Source organism: Flaviflexus ciconiae, from assembly GCF_003971195.1.
GTDB classification, from domain to species: domain Bacteria; phylum Actinomycetota; class Actinomycetes; order Actinomycetales; family Actinomycetaceae; genus Flaviflexus; species Flaviflexus ciconiae.
Genome location: NZ_CP034593.1, coordinates 1,551,476 through 1,573,259, shown reverse-complemented (window position 1 = coordinate 1,573,259; position 21,784 = coordinate 1,551,476). Strand labels below are relative to the sequence as shown.

The window sequence follows — 21,784 nt, the reverse complement described above, 5'->3', positions numbered from 1 at the left end:
CGAATGTAGATGAACGAGCATCGGGAGCTTCTAATTGCTCAGATAGAGGAAGTGCGGAACGATAAGTCAAAGACTTTCCTGGATGCTTGCGATATCGTGCAAAATCGGATGGCCCTGTTTTTTCCTGAAGCGAAAACGATTATCGAGAGTATTCGTGAAGAATACCTGGCTAAGGCTGGTAAGGCGAGGACTGTTTACGAGCATACAACTGCAACTTCTGGCGCTAATCGAGTCTATTGGTATATGCCGCCTGCTCGTCTCTCAGGCGTCTGGGAGCAGCTGAAGGCTCGAATGAGTGACAGCGGACTTGCAGAAGCTGTCGATTCGATAGACGAGTCGTCGGATCAGGTCATGGTCGAGCTGGCGGAGCCTTTTCTGCTTGGTGATAAGCGACGCGGGCTTGCTGTCGGTAATGTTCAGTCCGGTAAAACAGCTAACTATGCCGCAGTTATTAGCAAGGCTGTTGACGAAGGGTACAAGTTCATAATTGTTCTTTCAGGCCTGTATAAGAACTTGCGCCGCCAAACGCAGGGACGTCTTGAGCGTGACCTCGGGATCACTCAAACCAGCCATGATTGGCATCGACTTACAGCCCTAGACGGCGACATTGGAACGGCGGATCTTAAGAATGTCGGGAGTGCTTTTAACAATAAACGGGTGATAGCTGTTGTTAAGAAGAACTCAAAGAGACTTGAGTACCTCACGAAGTTCTTAAAAGCTGCGGGTCCAAAGATTCTTGAAAAGACCCCCATTCTGATTATTGATGATGAGTCCGACCAAGCCACACCTGATTCTTCGAATGAAAAGTCTGACTCTCCAACTCCGATCAATCAGCATATGCGCAATATCTGGGACTTGGTCGAGAATGGGACGTATGTAGGTTATACCGCAACACCCTTCGCTAACGTATTTATGGACCCTGAGGAGGAGGACGGTCTATATCCTGCCGATTTTATGATCCCGCTTCCGACTTCGGAATCATACTTCGGCGCCGAAGAATTGTTTGGGCTGAAGAATGCGGATACAAACGCGCCGGACGTCATTCGAGAAATACCGAAGGGTGAGCTTGAGTTCCTGATGCCCCGCAACAACCGGGAGAATCAGACCTTCGCGCCCCAGGTTACTGAGTCGCTTGAGAAAGCTATCCGATGGTTCATTGTGGGAGTTGCAATCCGTCGGCTTCGAGGGCAAATGAACCAGCACTCGACGATGTTGCTACATACAACACATCGAACTGAAGCCCATTTCCGCCTCAGAGACGCTGTAAAGCTATTTCTGGCGAAGCTTGAAAAGGAGGCGTTGGACGGGGACGTCAGTAGCTTTTATGACACCTTCGTTTCCGAAGTAAATAAAGCTGCTGAACTCTACACAGGTGATGATCTTGCTCCAACCTGGCCGAAAGTACAAGAGCAGATCGGAGCAGTTCTACGTACGCTAACGGTTGCAGTCGACAACGGATATGCCGACGAGTTTGAGAGATTGTCATACACAGGGGATAGAGCCAAGACTCTGATTGTTATTGGCGGCAGCACACTGTCACGTGGCTTAACACTGGAAGGACTGTTCGTTTCGTTTTTCACCCGGACTTCGAATACCTACGACACACTTCTGCAGATGGGACGATGGTTCGGGTATCGGTCAGAGTATGAAGATTTACAGCGTATCTGGGTTAGTGACGGCTTAGATAGTGATTATCGTTTTCTCGCGCAAGTCGAGGCTGATCTCCGGATTGAGATTAGCCGACTTACAGCCTCAGGACAGACCCCGCGGCAGATCGGTGTCCGAATAAAGCAACATCCGGGTCGGCTACAAATCACGGCGAAGAACAAGCAGAAACACGCAAAAAAGGTTGCTGTTGACTTTGAAGGATTCCGACTTCAGACAACTGCACTTGACGTTAGCTCTTTGGAAAAGTTGGATAGAAATCAGTCTGCGGCAGAAGAACTCCTTGCCGGAATTCTCGCGTACAAGAATGCGAGCGACGCGGTGAGTCGTCATCAGCCAATTCTTTTTGAGGGCGTCCCGTTCGCATACATCGATAAGTTCCTGGCGGAGTTCAAGGTTCACGACAAGCACAATAAGTTGGTTCTAGAAGCGATGGAATGGACCAAGGAAAAGCTACCAGAAACCCCTTGGAACGTGGTTATTGCGTCAGGTAACGGATCAGACACTTTCGAGTTCGAAGGCTTTGAAGTCAGGAAACCGATCCGATCAGTGCAAAAGATCAAGAATGAGGATGAGGGGCTCTCGTTAGAAGTGGGAGCTATGATGAGCGGTGGTGACCTGATACTCGACCTTGAGATTCTTGGACGTGCGGGGCCAAAGAGGGAATCGCCATTAAGCAATGCCCAACAGTTTGATTTGCGGGCTACGACGGCAGGTGGCGACGGATATGGATTGTTAGTTCTGTATCCATTGAGTGGAAACTCGCTATTGCCGGACCGCGAGATATCCCTGAATAAGAAAATCCTCGAGGAACATTCTGTTTCAGACGGGCGGCAGATTCCTCAAGTGTTTGGACTGGGATTAGTTGCGCCGTTCGATGTCGACAACGTTGTCAAGAATAAGGGTGTGTACTTTGCCGTTAAACCCGCCTACGTCGACGAAGTTGATGAAGAGTACGAAGTTGACATTCCGAATGATGATGAGCGGGATTATGAAGGGGACACGGTGTGAGAACACGTGAGACTTTCTTAAGAGCCAAGCGTTCTGGTACAGACGTAAGTGCCGGAGAAGCAACGGTACTTCTCCATGGGGATCCTGGATCCAAGTATCGAACATGGGTAGGGCTTGACCGTGAAGGTAGAGCGGTAGCCTATTTCGAACTCGGTGATTCAAGCTTGAAAGGAGCGTTTAGTGCAAGTCGGGTTATTCTCGTGGAGCCGGCGACCCTGTCGTTTGACGACGATCCCACTCGTTTAAAGGTTGCAAAAGTGGCCTGCCTTGAACCAAGGCTCGATGAGGTGTTCCTTGCGTTTATGGATGAGGTCGTCGAAAACGTCAAGATGGATAATCCAGTCGAAGTACTCTCACTCGCAGTCTCTGCGTGGCGAAGGTTATTACAGAAGGCTCAATCGACGTTGAAGTTGACGGCACTCACTGGACTGTATGGGGAGTTACTCTTCCTTGAGAATCTTGTTCGGGTCAATGGTGTGTCAGCAATTAATTGTTGGCAACGATCAGGAAAGGATCCGCAAGATTTTATTAGTTCGAACTGCCGGGTAGAAATTAAGACTTCGCGTTTCCAAAATCGCCAAGCTGTCAATGTCAATGGCTTAAAACAGCTCGAACTACCGCGAGAAGCTGCTCTGTACCTAGGAGTGGCTGAGGCGGAACAGGATGGGGGCGGTGAACGGATCGATGATGTTATTGAGCGATTACTGGATTTGAATCTAGATCGTCAGCGTCTAGTAGACAAACTAGCTGATGCCCATTATGTGATTGGTATGCCAGAAGGCCAAGAAAAGTTCACTTTAGTTTCCTGGCGGTTCTGGCGTATCGATGAGGATTGTCCTGTACTCAACTTATCCTCGGTTTCTCAAAGTGTATCCATGGCAATTTCCGATGTGAAGTATGTGCTTAATCTATCAGCACTCGGAGAATCTTCATCCGATTTTGACTTCACCAAACTTAGTGATCTAGAGCAGACGGAGTCTAAGTGACAGCACTAAAAATCTTCTCACTCGACCGAGGTCCTTCGGTTGTGACAAGTGGTGGGCGGGGTAAGTTGTTGCGGACCGCAGCGGACTTAACCAGACTCGAAATTCTCGTACGAGAGACGCTACAGAACTCCTGGGATGCTCGTCTTCCGGGGAAGGCTCCAACTTATGGCGCCAGGATTCATCGGGCGTCCACTGAAGCAAGAGAGTCCCTTAGAGATCGTATTTTTACCGGGCTTTCAGCGCCCTTAGGAAATCTGGCATCGGTACTCGATGATGATGAATTGAGATTGTTGGAGATCTTTGACCGAGGAACTAGTGGTCTTGATGGGCCAGTCCGTTCTGGGCAAGCGCCGGATCCAGGTGAGGCAAACAATTTTAACTCATTCGTTTTTGACATTGGGACAACTAAGGAAGGGGAGAATACTGGGGGTACCTTCGGGTTCGGAAAGACCGCGACTTTTGAAGTTTCGCATGTGTATAGCGTCGTATATTGGTCAGTCTGCAGACTAGCCAATGGTGATTTAGAGCATCGACTGATTGCCTGTATGCAGGGTGATCCTTTTGAGCACGGTTCGAAACGCTTCACTGGTGCACACTGGTGGGGTGATCCGGGTAGCGAAGAAATTATTCCCTTATGTGGCGCTGAAGCTAAGGCCCTGGGTGAGCGGATTTTTGAGCGTAGGTTCCATGAAGGCGAGACAGGTACTTCGATCCTCGTAGTGGCCCCGGAAGTAAGGATTGAGCCTGAGGACGAAGAAGAGGAAACGGCTGAACGAATCGAAGCTTGTAGCACCGCGCATGAACGCCTCTTGATAAATCAAATCGCCAGTGCGTTGGCGATACATGGCTGGCCGAAAATTACTCAAACGCCCAGTGGGGGAGAATCCCCAATGTCATTCGATCTCGCCTACGATGGGAGTCCCGTAGATGTGGTCAACCTGGTACAAGAGAGGTTCGGCGGACACGCACTTTCCCTGAATGAGGTTAGAAAACGAGAACTGTCGATTAAGCAAACTGCCGACACAAATATAAACCCGTTGGTGAGAACCAAATTTGAAGAAATAACACTCCGCCCGCGAATAAAGGGCAACTCAAAGCGGTCCGATTATTTTGGATCCCGGACGGATGCGACTTCAGGCCATTTACACTTAAGAATGTCTTTGGCGCCCCCGGATTTGGGGGCAGAGGGTAGTCTCCCGTTCCCTGCAAATACTATCGCGTTTATGCGGTCTCACGCGGAACTTGTGGTCTATTATGACCGACTCGAGGGGATCGACCTTGGGCCGATCTCCATTTCTGGAGTTTTCAAACCAACACCCGAATGTGACCACCATTTTGCTCAAGCAGAACCGTCGACTCATGATAGCTGGACTCCGTCGACTGCTGATTCTGAGGTTTCGTCATACGTGGTCGAAAAATCGTTGGAGCAAGTGAAGCGCAAACTTCGTAGATGGATTAATGAAGTGAAGCCTGCGGCCCAGCCGAGCGCACTATCGGTACGAGATGTAGCAACTTCCTTGCGGAACTTCCTACCCTCCAGGGACGCGGATCCTGAGGCTATCAATGGAGTTAGGCGGACCGGTAGTCACAGGCGGGGTGGCCAGAAAGAGCGTATAAGACCTCAGCTTGAATATGTGGTAAGCACCACGACGGATGCTGGTCGGGGGTACTCAATTACTTTTTGGGTGAAAGGAAATGGTTCAAAGAGGGTCGGCGTAGATCTTAACATTCATGCAAAGACCTCCGAAGGCAGAATCCCTCTCGATAATGATGGGTGTGCAGTTACGTGGAGTGGTGCGGTGGCGACGGATGAGAACATATTCTATGCAGAGTATGAAGATGGTGCCAGAGGTGAAATTAGAATTGAGCTTTGGCAAGTTACGGCGATTGAAGTTCACACAAGCCTGAGAGAGGTGGATCTTGAGGATTAATCTCTACCCCTTCCCACGAATTGATTCGGATGTGAGCTGGTCACCAACGAGCTTTCTAGTTAATGATGAACCCGTCGAAAAGGACGATATTGCCGAGCGATGGGATTGCAACTCGCAACTTAGTGTTCTCACATCTGTTCAGGTACCTTCGTCCGTCATACAAGCAATGCAGTTGTCAGAGATAAAGCTTGTTTTAAGTGTTAGCTGCCCTAGTACGTCCGAAACCTCTGTAGAGGTTTCATATCCTACTGTTGTTGCGCAAAAGTATAGTTTTCAAGCAGTAGTCACTGTGGGGGGCCATCAAATTGCTCGAAAGTTAAACATCCGAGCAATGCTGGTTGCACCGGAAGGGATAGAAAGCTGGCTGTCGCGGCGAATACTTGCCGAACTCAATGAGTCGATAAACCTGGAATCTTGGGTAGATGGTTTCCCCACAATTGCAATGTCGTTCGAGGAGAACCACCGTCCTAGAGCGCCTTGGTCGATTAATGTCGAGGCCACAAGTCTTGAGGACCCATTTGTTCATGCATTTCGCCTGGAGCTCAACACGGACAATCTTCTGGTAAGCGATCTAATCGCCGGAAAGAATGTGCCCCGGGTCGGTAACGCTCTCGATGCGTCAATTCTACGCGTGCTCATCGACACTTTCCGGCGGCTTTTTAAAGACTCTGGTAGGCGTCAGTGTCTCGACGACATTGTCATTGAGTACCCAGAATCAGTCGCAGCTGCAGCTAATCAAGCGAGTAAGGATTTTCTGAGTCGACCGATTACTGAAACATTGTCCTTAGCTGAGCATCGGCCGGATGAACTCGAAACTCTCATTAATGCATCAACGAACTTGCTGGGGGAGAAACGGTGAATCATCGAACGTTTCCTAGGCTAATGCCTGAGCAGGCTCATGAACGCCGATACCACATGCAAAAGGCACGGTCCGCCACTGAGTTTGATAGAGATCGGCTTGAACAAACGTTGAAGGGTGCGCGGGTTTATCCCCCGACAGGAAGTGTCCGAATCACCGAGTCCGAGTTAATCATCATTCGGACCGGCTTGGGCTCAGTGCTAAACGGTTCCGCTTGGCAAAGTAAGTCACTTTCGAAACGGGATCAAGACCGAGAGTTCGACCTAGTGGTCGGTAGGTATTTCCATTTGCTAAGAGAATCCTCAGAGGGAGAATTTGGAAACCCTCATGTTTGGGACTTTCTTACGTTGATTCTTTTGCCAGACTATGCGAATTGGCGGGTACCACCAAGGAGTGCTGAATGGAAAGCTCGTCTGACTGGAGCAAATCGACGTCATGTTTTTTCGCGACTGTGGGCACGTTGGAACCTCCTGGGAGCGGAGTTGGTTGAATCCGGGGAACTAAGGGCTGATGACTATGTTCAGATTCTTGAGCGGGACACGATTAAGAGTAGTCGGCCTATTGCCCAGCGGTATGCGAGGGCGATCATTAATTCCGGGCTGAGTGGTGACCAAAGAAAATCATATGCGAGAGCCTTCGCTGTGCAACTCGAACAAGTGTCGGGGCTAATCGATATTTCTTTCGTTGATGAGAATTATTTGGACGCAGTCTTCCAACACGTTGCAGATCGAGTTGTAAATTATTGACCCCATGGGCCCAACGGTCGTTATCTAGTGCCTGGCTATTGATCAGTCTAGGTCCCAGCACAGAATCGACATAATGAAAGGCAACTCGGATGGTGAATTGGAACCGCGACGAGATACTGTTTGCAGCGGATCTGCTCGTCAGAAACTACTGGGTTGCCCCTCGCCGCACTGATTACAGTGTGGAAGTTTTATCGAATCCACTAATCAATTCTGCCTGGATCCTTCCCCGAATGTTGAGGTACCAGATAAGTACCGAAGTGCTGATAGTGTGCATCGGAAGATCGAAGATTTGCGTACTGCGGATCCCAAGTACCGCGGCCGGATCACTAAGGGTGGTCAACTCACCTGGGACATTGCGGAACGATTCCGAAATCTGCCAGAGCGAATGCACGATGAAGGTACGGCGGTGCGGACGGCCCTGGAATCTTCTTCGGCTGTGAGTGCATTTGCCTTCGCAGATTCTGAAAGTGTGATCGAGGGAGACCTCTTAGCTCGTTTATCCTTTCTGAGGGAGCGTGCTCCAGAGCTACGAGCGAGGAAACTATCTAATGAGATCCAAGCAGGACGTCCTGTCGCTTTCGAGGACTGCGCGACTAGTATTAGCGACGTGGATGTAGCGCGGGGTCAGGAAGATATTGAGATACACTACTTAATTCCCTCACAGGCAGTTAGGTTCATTTAGCCGAAGTTAGAAGACTTAACTCTCCTTTGTGCAGATTGTCATCTAATGCGGCACCGTAGAGAATAGGTTCCTGAGATTAGTGAAGCGATGCCACCGCGAACCGTATCAGTGGCAACGCTTAAACGTAAAGCGTTCATTTTATGTCGGAGCGCGCCAGATCTAGCGTAATTTGCCTGTCCGTGGCATGTACACAATCGCGTCCAACGGCACGGTGTTGGAACGGACTCCCCGTATAATATGTCAATAGAATAGTGGGAGTGCAACTAAGGATGTCGGGATAGTAGGCTGACAAATTCGGTCCGCTACTGATGAGAGTATGAAGCATGGCTTTGGGAAATGATCTGAGTGTTCTTGAGATTTGTGCTGGCGCAGGTGGCCAGTCCTCCGGCTTGGAGAATGCCGGATTTGGACATGCGCTGGCAGTAGAAATTGATAAGGATGCGGCTTCGACGCTACGTCTGAACCGCCCGGATTGGAACGTCCTTGAGGCGGATGTCAGAGAGGTTAGTGGTACTGATTATCGAGGTATTGATCTCCTGGCTGGCGGTGTGCCGTGCCCTCCCTTCTCGATCGCTGGACAGCAGCTCGGGGCCGATGATGAACGAGACTTGTTCCCCGAGGCGATGCGGCTTGTTGATGAGGCACGGCCAGAGGCCGTAATGCTTGAAAATGTTCGCGGGCTTGCGACAGCGCGATTCGCAAATTACCGGCAGTCAATTCTCGATACTCTGGATGAGCTCGGTTACGAGGCCGACTGGCAGTTGCTGTACTCGAGCGAATACGGTGTGCCGCAGCTCCGACCGCGCTTTGTTTTGGTGGCATTCAAGAAGGGTAACCTTGAGAATTTCAAGTGGCCAAGTCCCGCTGGCACACCGCCTTCCGTAGGGAAGGTGCTTAAGCCGCTTATGGCAGAGCGAGGATGGCTCGGTGCCACGCAGTGGGCTCGAGGTGCTAATGCAATCGCACCGACCCTTGTCGGGGGCTCTAAGAAGCACGGCGGGGCGGATCTTGGGCCGACGCGTGCTAAAGAGGCGTGGCTTAAGCTTGGCGTGAATGGCAAAGGCATTGCTGATGAGGCTCCAGGTCCCGACGAAGCAATGGACCACATCCCCAAGCTCACGAACATTATGGCGGCAAGGGTTCAGGGCTTTGATAAGAAGTGGCGGTTTGCCGGACGGAAGACGTCGGTTTACCGCCAAATCGGAAATGCGTTCCCGCCGCCGGTAGCCACTGCGATCGGTGAGTCGATCGCAGTAGCAATTGGTGCATCATCTGAAAGCTCACGCTCAACGAGGGGGACACAGCTTCGTAGCGTTAGCTAGTCCGAGAACCTCCAGTTGGGCTGTATGCGATATATCGTGTGCAGCCCATCATCGGATTATCGGAGCATCGACGGTGATTCTGTCGTCGTCATTCTTAAGGCGCCACCACGAGCCATCAATCAATGATCCATTATGAGGATCGGCAGGGACCACTTGAACGCTCACAAACTCGCCCGGCTCGGGGACAGTGGCTCCAAGCCCCTGTGCAATGTTGGTCTGCGCCCGATAGTCGCCCCCGAGGATGATGTGACCTTCAGGGCGCAATGCGCTCCTGGCGCCACCATTGTAGCGGACTCGCTTCATGTAGTCGCTTTGTTGCCCAACAGTTGCGATGATGTTCCGACTTAGACGAACATTTGTTGCCTGGCGGAAGAGCTCGTTGATCCGTGCTTGGCCGCTCTTTCTGGGATCCATAATTGCTCTAACAGCTTCGGGTGACAGTAGCTGAAGCGCGTTGGGTTGCATCGGTTGATCTCGAAAGAGCCAGAGTATTCGACTACGCCCCAATTGGTTCAGGCTAGTCTTCCGGTCTCGGTTCGCGCTTGACCGTCTGTTCTCCTTTGTGACGCGAACTAAGCCGACGCTCCAAATCGCGTTCTTGTCGTCGGCAACTGACACGAGAACAATTTCGTCGAAGCTTTCACCGGGCAACATCCATGCCCCTGTGTGAGAGTACTTGGAGTCGACCTCATGATCGGCAATCTTGTAATCGAGCTTGTCGCCATCCAGGAACTTGAGCTCACGTTGAAGGTTTATCTCGATAAGTGAACCAAAGTGTGCCTTTTCGGTTTTCATTAACTGGTCAATACGAAATCTCCCAGTGCGCTGACCGTCATATAGCTGATCAAACGTATCGCGGAAAACTCTTGCCATGCGCTTTCCATCAGGATCTTGACTAAGAATAAAGCTAGCAACCTCTTGAACTTCTTCGTCCGGTTGCTCATCTCCATTAGCATCTTCACTCATACAGTAAGAATATTACAGAGTCTCTTTAGCAGTGGCTGATAGCCATGTTTGGCAAGAAAGTGTGGATGACGTCGGAGAAATGAAGTCTGGGTCCCACGCAGGAAATTGCGTGGGACCCAGACTTGAGCTTCAGTGAGATCTTCTCGCGCCGATTGCTAGATCGTCGTGATCTTGGTGGGCTTCAGCCAAACGGCTCCGAGCGGGGGAACGCGGAGAGCCGCGGACTGTGCCCTGCCGTTCCATCCAATCGGGTCGGTTTCGACGGTGCCGTTGGTGACGCCGGATCCTCCCCAAGCGGGGTCATCGGTGTTGAGGACTTCCTCCCAGGTGCCTGAGAAGGGCAGACCCACGCGGTAATTCTCGTGGGGAGTGCCAGCGAAGTTGACGACGACAGCAAGCCAGTCCTTCTCATCCTTCGACTTGCGAATAAAGGAGAGGACGTTGTGATCGCCGTCCGAGACCTCGATCCACTCGAAACCGTGGTTCGTGAAGTCATCGGACCAGAGAGCCGGGGTATCGAGGTAGACCTTGTTGAGCTCGGCGACAAGCGACATGACCTGGTCATGGTTCTTGTTCTCGGTGAGCCACCAGTCAAGGCCCTTCGACTCGTCCCATTCGCCGGTCTGGGCGAACTCCTGGCCCATGAAGATGAGCTGCTTACCGGGGTGGGCCCACTGGTAAGCGAACAGGGCACGGACACCGGCACGTTTCTGCCAGTCATCTCCCGGCATCTTCGAGTACAGGGAGCCCTTTCCGTGCACGACCTCGTCGTGGGAGAGGGGCAGCATGAACTGCTCGGAGAACGCATACACGAGGGAGAACGTGATCTCGCCGTGGTGGTAGCGTCGGTTGATTGGCTCTTCCGCTAGGTAGCGCAGGGTGTCGTTCATCCAGCCCATGTTCCACTTGAGCCCGAAGCCGAGGCCGCCGTTCTCCGTCATGTTGGTGACGCCCGGCCACGAGGTGGACTCCTCGGCGATCATGAGAATACCGGGGTGGTTGCGGTAGGCGGTTGCGTTTGTCTCCTGCATGAAGGAGATCGCTTCGAGGTTCTCGCGGCCGCCGTAGATGTTGGGGCTCCACTGGCCGTCTTCCCTCGAGTAGTCGAGGTAGAGCAGGGAAGCCACAGCATCGACGCGGATACCGTCAATGTGGTACTCGTCGATCCAGTACAGGGCGTTCGCTACCAGGAAGTTGCGTACCTCGTGGCGACCGTAGTTGAAAATCAGGGTTCCCCAGTCGGGGTGCTCGCCGCGGCGCGGATCCGGATCCTCGTAGAGATGAGTTCCATCGAAGTTGGCCAGTGCCCAGGCATCCTTCGGGAAGTGGGCAGGCACCCAGTCCATGATGACGCCGATGCCGGCGTTGTGGAGCTCGTTGATGAGGTAACGGAACTCGTCGGGCTCGCCGAAACGTGCCGTGGGCGCGTAGTAGGACGTCACCTGGTAACCCCAGGACGGCCCGTATGGGTGCTCCGCAATCGGCATGAGCTCAACGTGGGTGAAGCCCAAGTACTTGACGTGGCCGATGAGGTGTTCCGCGAGTTCCTTGAAGTTCAGGTCCTGACGCCACGATCCGAGGTGAACCTCGTAGATCGAAATGGGGCCCTCGAGCGGGTTGGTCGTCTCGCGCTTAGTAATCCACTTGTCGTCATCCCACTTGAAGCGGGCCTTCGTGATGACAGAGGCGGTCAGCGGCGGTTTCTCGGTGCGGCGTGCCATTGGGTCGGCCTTCTGATGCCAGGAGCCGTCCCGGTACTGAATCTCGTACTTGTAGGCCTGACCTTCGGTAGCATCGGGGATAAACAGCTCCCAGACACCGGAGGCGCCCAGAGAACGCATGGCGTGAGCCTTCCCGTTCCAATGGTTGAAGTCGCCAACGACGCGGACCGCGCGAGCATTCGGTGCCCATACGGAGAACGAGGTTCCGCGCGTGGTTCCGAGGACGGACTCGTACTCCTTCAGGTGGGAGCCGAAAACGCGCCATAGCTCTTCGTGTCGACCCTCTCCGAACAGGTAGAGGTCGAGCTCTCCCACGGTGGGGAGGAAACGGTAGGGATCATCCGTGGTGGTAACGAGGTCTTCCGAATATTCGGCGCGCACGCGATAGTCCGGGATCTCCGTGCCCGGTACAACGGCCACCCAGACCCCGTTGTACTCGTGGACCGCTTCGTACTCGCGATCCTCCGTCACAATCGTGACCCCGGTGGCGAGATGACGGATAACGCGGATGGTTACGGAATCTTCCCCAAGGTGGGGTCCGAGAACATCGTGCGGTGCGTGATAGTCCCCGTAGGCGACTGCCGCAAGATTGTCCTGCGAAACTTCTACTGGCTCTAATTCCATGATGACCTCTTTCACCTGATGTTCTAAGGCTAGCCCGTCAAGGTCACCCTCGGAGGGCGAATCCGGCACAGGGTTGCCGTTTTTGCGATGTCCTAGTTTGTCCCCGGAACCGTTCGTGGTCGCGCCGAGCGGAGCATCATTGCTGACCGGTGTGACCGGAGAAACGAGCGCGGGGGAAATGCTTTGTTCGTTGTCTTCACATGCTGAGTCTTCAGCCTCCGTCGCATGCTCTGAGATTTCGCCAGCAGAATGCTTCCCCGATGGACCGGAGCGCTTCTGCGCTGGTCCATCGGCGTTGGTGCCCGCAGTTGTTGCACGACGGTCTGCGCTCGCGGCCCGATGCTTGTCTGCAACGTCCTGACGCTTGTCTGTCGCGTCCTGATGTTCGTCGGTAGCCGTGGCAGCGGCGGTTACTGCGGCGACGTCAGACCGGTTGAGAATGGCGTTCACCCCGGATACCGGGACGTCGACCCAGGAGGGGCGGTGAGCCACCTCGTAGGAGACTTCGTAAAGGGCCTTGTCAAGCTCAAGCGCGGTCAGGAGTGCCTCGGTGCCCGCGGGGATCTCGCCGTAGCCATCAAGGAATGCTGACTGGGCTTTCTCCACCCACGCGGATGCGTGGCCGTGATCTGTGCCTTCGCTGACGAGCTGACCGCTGACGTAGTCGAAGGAGCGGAGCATTCCCGCCACGTCCCGTAGGGCAAGGTCCGGTGCTGTGCGCTCGTCGAGTGGGCGAAGTGGTTCGCCTTCGAAATCGAGAATGATCCAGCCGCGTTCCGGGACGTCGAGGACTTGGCCCAGATGGTAGTCGCCGTGGATCCGTTGCAGATCCGGCCAGTTGGCCTGCTGCTCCGCTGCGGTAAAAACGGCCTCGATTTCGTTACGTCGTGACTCCAGTCTCGGTTCGTCGGAGATCGCCTGTAAGGCTCTCCGGCGCCACGATCCAACAAGGTTCTGTCTGTCGGCGTCTTCGACCGGGTTGGTAGGCATGACGTCCGCGAGAGTGTCGTGGATTGACCGGGTGGCGGTGCCGAGTGCCCGAATCGATTGTTCGTTGAGCGTGCCGCCCGCCGCCTGTTCGGTCATGACCTGCCAGGCGTCTGTTGCGCCCGCCATGAACTCTTGGGCGACCAGGATGTGTCCGGTGACTTCGTGATCGCCTTCCTGCCAGGTGGCGAGAGCCGATCCCGTGGGCGGTGCAACGTGGGGTGACCCGGCGTCCGCCAGTGCCTTGGTCAGGATGACATCCGGGTTGAGTCCCGCGTTGAGAACGCGGAACACCTTGAGGATGACCTGCTGGCCGTTTGCCAGGGTGTAGCGAATTGACGTGTTTGACTGTTCTCCCGTGAGCTTGGCTGAGGCCGTGATGCTAGTTGTTCCGGCCTCGGAGCGCCCCGTCATCGTCCCGCAGTCACCCGTGCCTTCGAGCCACTGCGCAGAGCAGGCCTCGAGGAGGACGGTCTGACCGTACTTCAGGTCCGTGGCGTCATAAACGTACGAACCCTTGTGCTTGGTGATAAGGGGGTGGTCGAACGTTGACGTCGTAACGACGAGGGGAACGATATAGGTCGTTGTTCCCGACTCGACGAGCGCGATCTCGACCCGGGGGTCGCCGGCGGCGAGCACCCATCTTCCCCTGATTCGGATGGTTTCCGCCCTGTCGGAGGAGACGAACCAGCGTTGGGACTGCATCCAGGATGCCAGGTCGGTTTCAAACACGGTGTGCTATTCCTTCTCTAGGGGCTGGATCGGGGAGGGGACGGCAGCCGCTTCGAAGCGGTCTTCGCGGGGCTCCACCTTGGCGGGCATGCCGTCCACCGGTGCTGCTTCCACGAGTTCCGGGGAGGACACGGTGAGCCAGAAGAAATCGCGCGAACCCAGCGTTGCCAGGTAGGTGGCGTCCTCCGTGATATTCGGGAAACCGGCTCCGCCGAACACGTCTGTCGTCCGCCAGTTCCCGTAGCGTTCCGGCAGATTGATTGTTGCCGCACGGGGCGTGTTTGCCATGTTCATGACGCATAGGACGGTTTCGTCCTCGTCGTACCGGAGGTAGGCGAGAACGGCCTCGTTGTCGGTGGGCAGGATCTCGAAGGCACCGGAGCCGAGCACCGGGTGCTGCTTGCGGATCTCCAGCATGCCGCGCGTCCAGTGCAGGAGCGAGGAGGGCTGGACCAGCTGCGATTCAACGTTGACGGCCTGATAGTGGTGGACGAGCGACTGGATGGGAGGCAGGTAGAGCTTGCCCGGGTCGGCGGTGGAGAAACCGGCGTTGCGGTCCGGTGTCCACTGCATGGGGGTGCGTACGCTGTCGCGGTCGGGGAGCCAAATATTGTCTCCCATGCCGATCTCGTCGCCGTAGTACAGGCACGGTGAACCCGGTAGCGACAGGAGCAGGGCGTTTGCCAGTTCGATCTCGGGCCGAGAGTTACCGAGCAGGGGTGCGAGGCGCCGGCGGATACCGACGTTTGCTCTCATTCGGGGATCCTCAGCGTACCAGCCGTACATGGCCGCGCGCTCCTCGGTCGACACCATTTCGAGCGTGAGCTCATCGTGGTTACGGAGGAACGTGCCCCATTGGGCACCCCGTGGAATATCGGGGGTTGCTGCCAGGATTTCCTTAATCGAGGTGGCCCGCTGTTCGCGCAGCGAGTAGTAGATCCTGGGCATAACGGGGAAGTGGAAGCACATGTGGCATTCGGGGGCTTCGTCCGTGCCGTAGTATTCGACAACATCTTCCGGCCACTGATTGGCTTCCGCGAGGAGAATGTGGCCGGGGAATTCCTCGTCCATCATTTTCCGCAGGGACGCAATGAATGCGTGGGTTTGCGGGAGGTTCTCGCAGTTCGTGCCCTCTTCCTCAAAGAGGTAGGGGATCGCATCAAGACGGAAGCCATCAACCCCGATGCGGCACCAGTAGCGGAGCACATCGAAGATGGCTTCCTGTACGGCCGGGTTCTCAAAGTTCAGGTCTGGCTGATGGGAGAAAAAGCGGTGCCAGTAGTATTGGCGGCGCACCGGATCAAACGTCCAGTTCGATGCCTCTGTATCGATGAAGATGATGCGAGCATCCTCGTATTTCTCATCCGTATCGGACCATACGTAGAAGTCTCCGTAGGGACCATCCGGATTGGCCCGGGAGGCCTGGAACCACGGGTGCTGATCGGAAGTGTGGTTGATGACGAGGTCGATGATGATCCTGATCCCGCGGGCGTGCGCCTCGTCGACGAGCTCCGTGAAGTCATCGATCGTCCCGTACTCCGACTTGATCGCCGTGTAGTTCGAGATGTCGTAGCCACCGTCCCTCATCGGGGAGGGATAGAACGGCGGGATCCAGATGCAGTCAACGCCGAGCCACTGGAGGTAGTCGAGCCTGCTGATAAGGCCGCGCATATCGCCAATACCGGACCCGTTCGAGTCGTGTATCGCACGTAGCAACGCTTCGTAGAAGACAGCAGTCTCGTACCATTTTGGATCGTCGCTCAGTCCGGGGCGTCCGAGGTCGCCAAACGGGGAGGAGTTGGTTGTTACAGAAAGGGATGAAGTCACGGAATCCTCACTGACAGGATGTGGGCAGCCGAGCCGTGGGGATCGAGGCGGACGAAGGGCCGCTGCCCCCACTCGAATGTCTGCCCCGTCAGCTCGTCGTCAACGATGATAGAACCGCCATGATAATCATCTCCGAGGCCCAACGTCGAAAAATCAAGATCGATGAGAGCGTCGTGGGTGATAAACGGATCGAGGTTCAGGGCAACAATGACAGTGTCCTGCTTGCCTTCGCCGTCCCTCATCTTCTTCGAGAAGCAGATGATCTTGTCCGACGTTGTCGGATGGATCGTCACGTTACGCAGGCGCTGCAGTGCCGGGTGTGCGGCACGCACGGCGTTGAGCTTCGTCAACAGCGGGGTGATTCCCGTGGAGTCACCCAGGCCGTAGTCGCGCGACTTGAACTGGTACTTTTCGTTGTCGATTTGCTCCTCGGCACCCGGGCGCGCAATGTTCTCCGCGAGCTCATACCCGGAGTAGATACCCCACGTCGGAGCGCCGGTGGCAGCGAGAATAGCGCGGATAGCGAAGGCGGGAACGCCACCCCTTTGCATGTAGGGCGTGAGAATGTCGTGCGTGGTTGGCCAGAAGGCCGGGCGGACCAGGTGATCGGTCTCGTAGGCGAGCTCCATGAGATACTCTTCGATCTCGGTCTTCTCGTTGCGCCACGCGAAGTAGTTGTACGACTGGTGGAAGCCAATAGCGCCGAGCGTTTGCAGCATCGGGGGCTTCGTGAATGCCTCCGCAAGGAAAATGACATCCGGGTACGTCTCGCGGAACTCCGCAAGGAGTCGTTGCCAGAACGGGAGTGGCTTCGTGTGCGGATTGTCGATGCGGAACAGGGTCACTCCGTGATCCGCCCACAGCGTCAGCATGTCCCTGATTGCGACATAGATCCCCTCGGGATCGTTGTCAAAGTTCAGCGGATAAATGTCCTGGTATTTCTTCGGTGGGTTCTCCGCGTAGGCAATCGTGCCATCAAGCCTGGTCGTAAACCATTCCGGATGTTCTGTCACCCAGGGGTGATCGGGGGAGGCCTGGAGAGCAATGTCGAGAGCAACCTCGAGATCGAGCTCGCGCGCGCGAGCAACTAAGCGGTCGAAGTCCTCGAAGGTACCGAGATCGGGGTGGATCGTGTCGTGCCCGCCGTCTTCCGAACCTATGCCGTAGGGCGAACCGGGGTCGCCCGGCTCCGCCGTCAGCGTGTTGTTCCGGCCCTTCCTGTTTGTTGAGCCAATCGGGTGGATCGGGGTCAGGTAGGCGACGGTGAAGCCCATAGCCTTAATGCGATCCAGCTCCTCCGTGGCGGTCTTCAGGGTGCCGGGTACCCAGGTGCCGTCCGGGCGCTGGAATGCTCCCGCGGAGCGGGGGAAGAACTCGTACCAGGAGCCATACAGGGCAAGCTCCCTGTCAACGTTCACCAGGTACTCGGCAGAGTAGGTCATCATGTCCCGCAACGGGTACCGGGACAGCGCATCATGGACGGCGGTTGTGAGACCGTGCGTAAGCAACGAGGCGGGCGTGCCCTCGCCCTTCATAGCGTCGGCAGCCGCCGCGAGCGTCGTGCGTTCAGCAGAATCCGCCGGTGCATTCTCGGCCGCTCGAGTGAGGACAGCAATTCCTTCGTCGATCATGAGCCGCTCGTCGACACCGGCCTCGATCTTGACGGTCGCGTTGTGCTCCCACGTGCGATAGGGATCGGACCAGGATTCAATGTGGAATGACCAGGTGCCGGTCGCGTCCGGGACCACCCAGCCTTCGTAGCGGTTGAGCCCCGGCTTCGTGTCGACCATGCGTACGCGCTGAGCCTCGGTGCCGTCGGGGCGCGTCAGCACCGCTTCGGCACTGAACTCGTCGTGGCCCTCGCGGAAAACGGTTCCACGTACGGGGAAGGCTTCGCCGACGGTGGCCTTCGCGGGCCACCTGCCGTCCTCAATGACCGGCGATACGTCAATAATCGGAATGCGGCCGACGGGTGCGAAAGCCGCGCGCCGCGGGCGTGCCGACTCAGTCGGCGTATCGGTAGAAACAGTACGACGATCCTGGCCTGCAGGCTTCCGGGTATCCCGGGAATTGCTTGAAGTAGTCACGGCATAACCCTATCGAATACCTGTGATCTAGGTTGCATGATTGCCCGTGATTGCGCCAAGCATGAAATCGCTGGGGAAGTGTGGGAGCGCTGTTAGGGGACAGGGAGAGGCGAGTGGGGAGGGAGTAGGGGTAGGGAAGTTCTAAGCGCACTTTGTCGACACCACCGCAACCCAGCGCGGCGGGTGTCAGGAACGACCTTGTTGGACTTGGTTTATGGGGAAGTCGCTCGTTTGGGAACCGTCTCGTTGGATGAAATGTGCGGTGCCGTGCACGAATTAATCCGCGGTGATCAGTTCGCCGCAGGTGGTGGTGGCCTCGTTGAAGATAGCGGAATCTTCAACGCTCAGTTCCGCATTGAGGTCAGCGTCGGCCAGTGCCTGCAGGGCGTTGGCGGACAGGGTGTCATAGACCTGGTCGGTGATGCAGGAGTAGTACTCCTCGAGCACGCCGGCAGCGCTGAGATCTTCTACTTCATCCTCGGCAAGCCCCAGTTCGGCCACGATCATCGTTCGTAGACCGGAGGTGACGTCGTCGTGGCTGGGTAGGCCGGGAACGTCTTCCTCGTCTGCGTCCTCGGACTCGTCTGCTGTTGGGCTGGCCTCGGTGGCTTCTACCGATGGCTCGGGCTGGCCGGGTTGCGGTCCGTCATTGATCCCGGGGCTCAAGCCATCGTCGGTTGGCGACATCGTTGTTTCGGCACTGCCATCGGTAGCAGGGGCCTCAGAGTCGGTCGAACAGCCCGCCGCCACGAGGGGCAGGATGAGCATGAGTCCGGTACGGAGAAGCGCTCTAGCCATAAGTTGAGTCCTTTGCTGGTTACTACAGCGACGATACAACGCGCAGAAAACAAAATGGACGAAATGGTGGGGAGTGCTTCCCAGGAGGGGCCGGCGCAGGGAGGTGGGGAGAGAGCAACGGTTCGCGACAGTGGCGCGGTGAGATGAGATCCACTGTCGGGACGCCTTGCCCCGCAGCACGCGGCTACGGGGCAAGGCGTTGGAAGGTCAGCGGGTGCAGCTGATGTGTCTGCGTTGATACCAGGTGCGCAAAAATTGTTGGTGCCACGTCACATGCCGAGTTCGCCCTGGCAACCCTCGACGGCGTCGTTGACGACCTCCTCGTCTTCTTCGCTGATGTCGACCTGAGCCTCGGCATCGCCGTCCGCGACCGCGTTGAGGAGGTCCGCAGATACCTCGTCGTAAATGTCGTCAACAATGCAACTCGCGTAGTTATCCATCTGCTCGCCCGACACGCCAAAGGATTCGAGAGAGGTCTCATCCATTCCCGTCTGGGCAAGCATCTGGTCGAAACCGGCGAGGACGTCTTCCTTCGAGGGCTTGTCGTCGCCGCCGCAGGCGGCAAGGCCGAAGGGAAGGGCAAGTGCCAGACCCGTTACAACGAGTGAGCGCTTCATGGTGTTGCTACGCATTTTGTCTCCTAATGGAAGTGCAAGTAGTTGACGGCCGGTGAACAAGGCAGTTAAAAGCTGTGCGGGCCGGACAGAAGTCCGGCCCGCACAAGGGTCTAGATGGCCTGCATGCTGATGCGATGCATCAGGCCTGGCGCAGTCAGACAGGGCGGCTTAAGCAGGAGTAGTGAACGGGCAGACATGGCGATAGTAACCGCCAACGAACGTCTACTCATTGCTCTTCCGCCTTAGGCTGTTGTTAGAAGCCGAGCTCGGAGGTGCAGGCCGTGGTGGCGTCCTGGAAGACCTCCTGGTCCTCGGACGGCAGCGAAGCATCCGGGTTGTTGTCGGCAAGAGCGTTGAGGGTGTCGTTCGAGACGTCATCGTAGATGCCGTCGACGATGCAGTTGAAGTAGTCGTCGACGATGTCGCCTTCGACGCCGAGCTGCTCGAGGTCCTCGGTGCCCATGCCCTGGTCGGCGAGCATGGAGTCAAGGCCGGCGCGGACGTCTTCCTTGGAGGGCTTGTCGTCGCCCCCGCAGGCGGCAAGGCCGAACGGAAGAGCGAGGGCGAGGCCTGCTGCAACGAACGAACGCTTCATGGTGTTGTTACGCATGTGATTCTCCTTGAACTCCGCCATGGAAGCGGATCGTAAGCAATTTCGAGAACGAGAATACATGGAATTTCCAGGTACGCGAATGGCAAGTAGGCAATGTTTGCCGTAAAAACCCGGGACGAAGGTCTTATGTCCCCATGCCGGAATAGCGGCGAACCCTCATCTTTATTTCGGACGATTGCGTAAAAGCCCTGATGACGCATGGTGTTTGCGAGATTTCCATCGCCGGTTGATTGTTCAATTATCTGTTGTTTGAGGGTCATGGGTAGTGCCCGGGGAGTTCGGCCCAAAGTGCCCGAAGTTGGCGTGGCGCGAGCCTGGAGGGTAAACGGACGGTGAATATGACGGAGGTGGGACAGCGCCCTGTGCGGGTTGCTGTCCCACCTCAAAGAGTGTGAAGAGCGGGGGCTATTTCGGTGGCAGGAATCGACCTTCGACCGCGTTATTCTCCGCTTCGGTTACCTCTTTACAGGTACACCATCTGGAGGGCTTCGTGGACCTCTCGGAGGGTCTCTTCTGCCTGGGCGTTGGCCTTTTCAATTCCGGCCTTGAGAACGTCACGGACGTAGTCCTGGTTGTTCTCGAGTTCGGTTCTGCGGGCACGGATCGGGGCCAACATTTCGTTGATTGCCTCGGTGGTTACGTTCTTGAGGGTTCCCCCGCCTCCGTTGCCGATCTCGTCGGCAACCTCGACCGGGTCTTTACCGGTGGCAAGCGCCGTGAGCTGGACGAGGTTGGAGACCTCGGGACGGTTCACCGGATCGTAGGTGATCATCCGCTCCGAGTCGGTCACGGCCTTCTTCAGGCGCTTCGCCGTCTCGTCGGCAGTCATGCCGAGCTCGATCGTGTTGCCGCGCGACTTCGACATTTTCTGGCCGTCAAGCCCAAGAACCGAGGGTGCCTCGGATAGGAGTGCCTGCGGTCGGGGGAAGATCGGGTGCTTGGCGCCCTTGGCCCGGCCGTAGCGCTTGTCGAAGCGCTGGGCGATGACGCGGGCCTGTTCGAGGTGGGGCAGCTGATCCTTACCGACCGGCACAATGTTGGCCTTGCAGAACAGGATGTCCGCGGCCTGGTGCACCGGGTAGGTGAGGAGCAGGCCGGACATGGGGCGACCACCCGTCGCATCCAGCTCGGCTTTAACCGTGGGGTTACGACGCAGCTCGGAGTCCGTGACGATCGACAGGAACGGCAAAACCAGCTCGTTGAGAGCAGGGATCTGCGAGTGCGGGAAGATCACTGCGTTCTCGGGGTCGATTCCGACGGCAATGTAGTCGGTGACGAGCCCATAGACGCGATCCCGGATCTCGCCAACGGCGTCGCGGTCCGTAATGACCTGGTAGTCGGCGACGATCAGCCAGCTTTCGACACCCGCGTTCTGCAGTTCGACGCGGTTGCGGAGCGAGCCAAAGTAGTGGCCGAGGTGGAGATTGCCGGTGGGGCGGTCTCCGGTCAGCATCCTGAACGGGGAGGCGTCCTCGGTGATCTTCTGCTTGAGATCGTCGCTGACCTGCTCCGCGTGGCGAAGCGAGGCCGCGTCCATCGTCGACTCGAGATCCGTTGGTTCGAGATCGGTGGTGTCGTCACTGGACATGGGTGATCCTTTCCGGTGGTTA

The 21,784-nt window shown here is 56.1% G+C and carries 13 protein-coding genes and 1 pseudogene; 5 read left to right on the top strand and 9 right to left on the bottom strand.

The window, feature by feature from the left end:
• Positions 1 to 9 precede the first annotated feature (9 nt).
• From EJ997_RS06875 to EJ997_RS06855, 5 genes are all read left to right on the top strand, one after another.
• A complete protein-coding gene (locus EJ997_RS06875; RefSeq protein WP_126703897.1) occupies positions 10 to 2,676 on the top strand; it encodes a Z1 domain-containing protein in 2,667 nt (888 codons plus the stop codon).
• Entirely contained in the window at positions 2,673 to 3,662 is a 990-nt protein-coding gene (locus EJ997_RS06870) for a PD-(D/E)XK motif protein (RefSeq protein ID WP_126703896.1), read from the top strand. Before EJ997_RS06875 ends, EJ997_RS06870 begins: the two co-directional genes overlap by 4 nt.
• Complete coding sequence (locus EJ997_RS06865; protein WP_126703895.1) at positions 3,659 to 5,593, top strand: hypothetical protein; 1,935 nt, start codon at positions 3,659 to 3,661, stop codon at positions 5,591 to 5,593. Before EJ997_RS06870 ends, EJ997_RS06865 begins: the two co-directional genes overlap by 4 nt.
• Positions 5,583 to 6,452, top strand: a complete 870-nt coding sequence (locus EJ997_RS06860) for a hypothetical protein (RefSeq protein ID WP_126703894.1) — start codon at positions 5,583 to 5,585, stop codon at positions 6,450 to 6,452. Before EJ997_RS06865 ends, EJ997_RS06860 begins: the two co-directional genes overlap by 11 nt.
• Positions 6,453 to 8,203: 1,751 nt before the next feature.
• On the top strand, positions 8,204 to 9,202 hold the full coding sequence (locus EJ997_RS06855; protein ID WP_126703893.1) for a DNA cytosine methyltransferase: 999 nt from the start codon (positions 8,204 to 8,206) through the stop codon (positions 9,200 to 9,202).
• A gap of 48 nt (positions 9,203 to 9,250) precedes the next feature.
• Here the strand turns inward: EJ997_RS06855 and EJ997_RS06850 are convergent, their stop codons facing one another.
• From EJ997_RS06850 to trpS, 9 genes and pseudogenes are all read right to left on the bottom strand, one after another.
• Entirely contained in the window at positions 9,251 to 10,168 is a 918-nt protein-coding gene (locus EJ997_RS06850; RefSeq protein ID WP_126703892.1) for a NaeI family type II restriction endonuclease, read from the bottom strand.
• Between the two features lie 155 nt (positions 10,169 to 10,323).
• Positions 10,324 to 12,513 (bottom strand): 1,4-alpha-glucan branching protein GlgB, encoded by a 2,190-nt coding sequence (glgB, locus tag EJ997_RS13455; protein ID WP_126704985.1) that lies wholly within the window; start codon positions 12,511 to 12,513, stop codon positions 10,324 to 10,326.
• A 1,491-nt stretch (positions 12,514 to 14,004) separates the two neighbouring features.
• Positions 14,005 to 14,205 (bottom strand): annotated as a pseudogene (locus EJ997_RS13450) (maltokinase N-terminal cap-like domain-containing protein); the annotation flags it as partial.
• Positions 14,206 to 14,238: 33 nt separating this feature from the next.
• Complete coding sequence (gene treS, locus EJ997_RS06840; RefSeq protein WP_126703891.1) at positions 14,239 to 16,059, bottom strand: maltose alpha-D-glucosyltransferase; 1,821 nt, start codon at positions 16,057 to 16,059, stop codon at positions 14,239 to 14,241.
• A complete protein-coding gene (locus EJ997_RS06835; RefSeq protein ID WP_265936814.1) occupies positions 16,056 to 18,146 on the bottom strand; it encodes an alpha-1,4-glucan--maltose-1-phosphate maltosyltransferase in 2,091 nt (696 codons plus the stop codon). Before EJ997_RS06835 ends, treS begins: the two co-directional genes overlap by 4 nt.
• Positions 18,147 to 18,422: 276 nt before the next feature.
• Positions 18,423 to 18,944 (bottom strand): hypothetical protein, encoded by a 522-nt coding sequence (locus EJ997_RS06830; RefSeq protein ID WP_126703890.1) that lies wholly within the window; start codon positions 18,942 to 18,944, stop codon positions 18,423 to 18,425.
• A gap of 269 nt (positions 18,945 to 19,213) precedes the next feature.
• Positions 19,214 to 19,576 (bottom strand): hypothetical protein, encoded by a 363-nt coding sequence (locus EJ997_RS06825; protein WP_126703889.1) that lies wholly within the window; start codon positions 19,574 to 19,576, stop codon positions 19,214 to 19,216.
• A 238-nt stretch (positions 19,577 to 19,814) separates the two neighbouring features.
• Positions 19,815 to 20,171 (bottom strand): hypothetical protein, encoded by a 357-nt coding sequence (locus tag EJ997_RS06820; RefSeq protein ID WP_126703888.1) that lies wholly within the window; start codon positions 20,169 to 20,171, stop codon positions 19,815 to 19,817.
• 466 nt (positions 20,172 to 20,637) lie between these two features.
• On the bottom strand, positions 20,638 to 21,762 hold the full coding sequence (gene trpS, locus EJ997_RS06815; protein WP_228201415.1) for a tryptophan--tRNA ligase: 1,125 nt from the start codon (positions 21,760 to 21,762) through the stop codon (positions 20,638 to 20,640).
• Positions 21,763 to 21,784 lie beyond the last annotated feature (22 nt).

Excerpts from the sequence above, each read along its gene's own strand:
- EJ997_RS06875 (WP_126703897.1), top strand. The coding sequence starts at position 10 with ATGAACGAGCATCGGGAGCTTCTAATTGCTCAGATAGAGGAAGTGCGG.
- EJ997_RS06855 (WP_126703893.1), top strand. The coding sequence starts at position 8,204 with ATGGCTTTGGGAAATGATCTGAGTGTTCTTGAGATTTGTGCTGGCGCA.
- EJ997_RS06850 (WP_126703892.1), bottom strand. The coding sequence starts at position 10,168 with ATGAGTGAAGATGCTAATGGAGATGAGCAACCGGACGAAGAAGTTCAA.
- glgB (WP_126704985.1), bottom strand. The coding sequence starts at position 12,513 with ATGGAATTAGAGCCAGTAGAAGTTTCGCAGGACAATCTTGCGGCAGTC.
- EJ997_RS06830 (WP_126703890.1), bottom strand. The coding sequence starts at position 18,944 with ATGGCTAGAGCGCTTCTCCGTACCGGACTCATGCTCATCCTGCCCCTC.
- EJ997_RS06825 (WP_126703889.1), bottom strand. The coding sequence starts at position 19,576 with ATGCGTAGCAACACCATGAAGCGCTCACTCGTTGTAACGGGTCTGGCA.
- EJ997_RS06820 (WP_126703888.1), bottom strand. The coding sequence starts at position 20,171 with ATGCGTAACAACACCATGAAGCGTTCGTTCGTTGCAGCAGGCCTCGCC.
- trpS (WP_228201415.1), bottom strand. The coding sequence starts at position 21,762 with ATGTCCAGTGACGACACCACCGATCTCGAACCAACGGATCTCGAGTCG.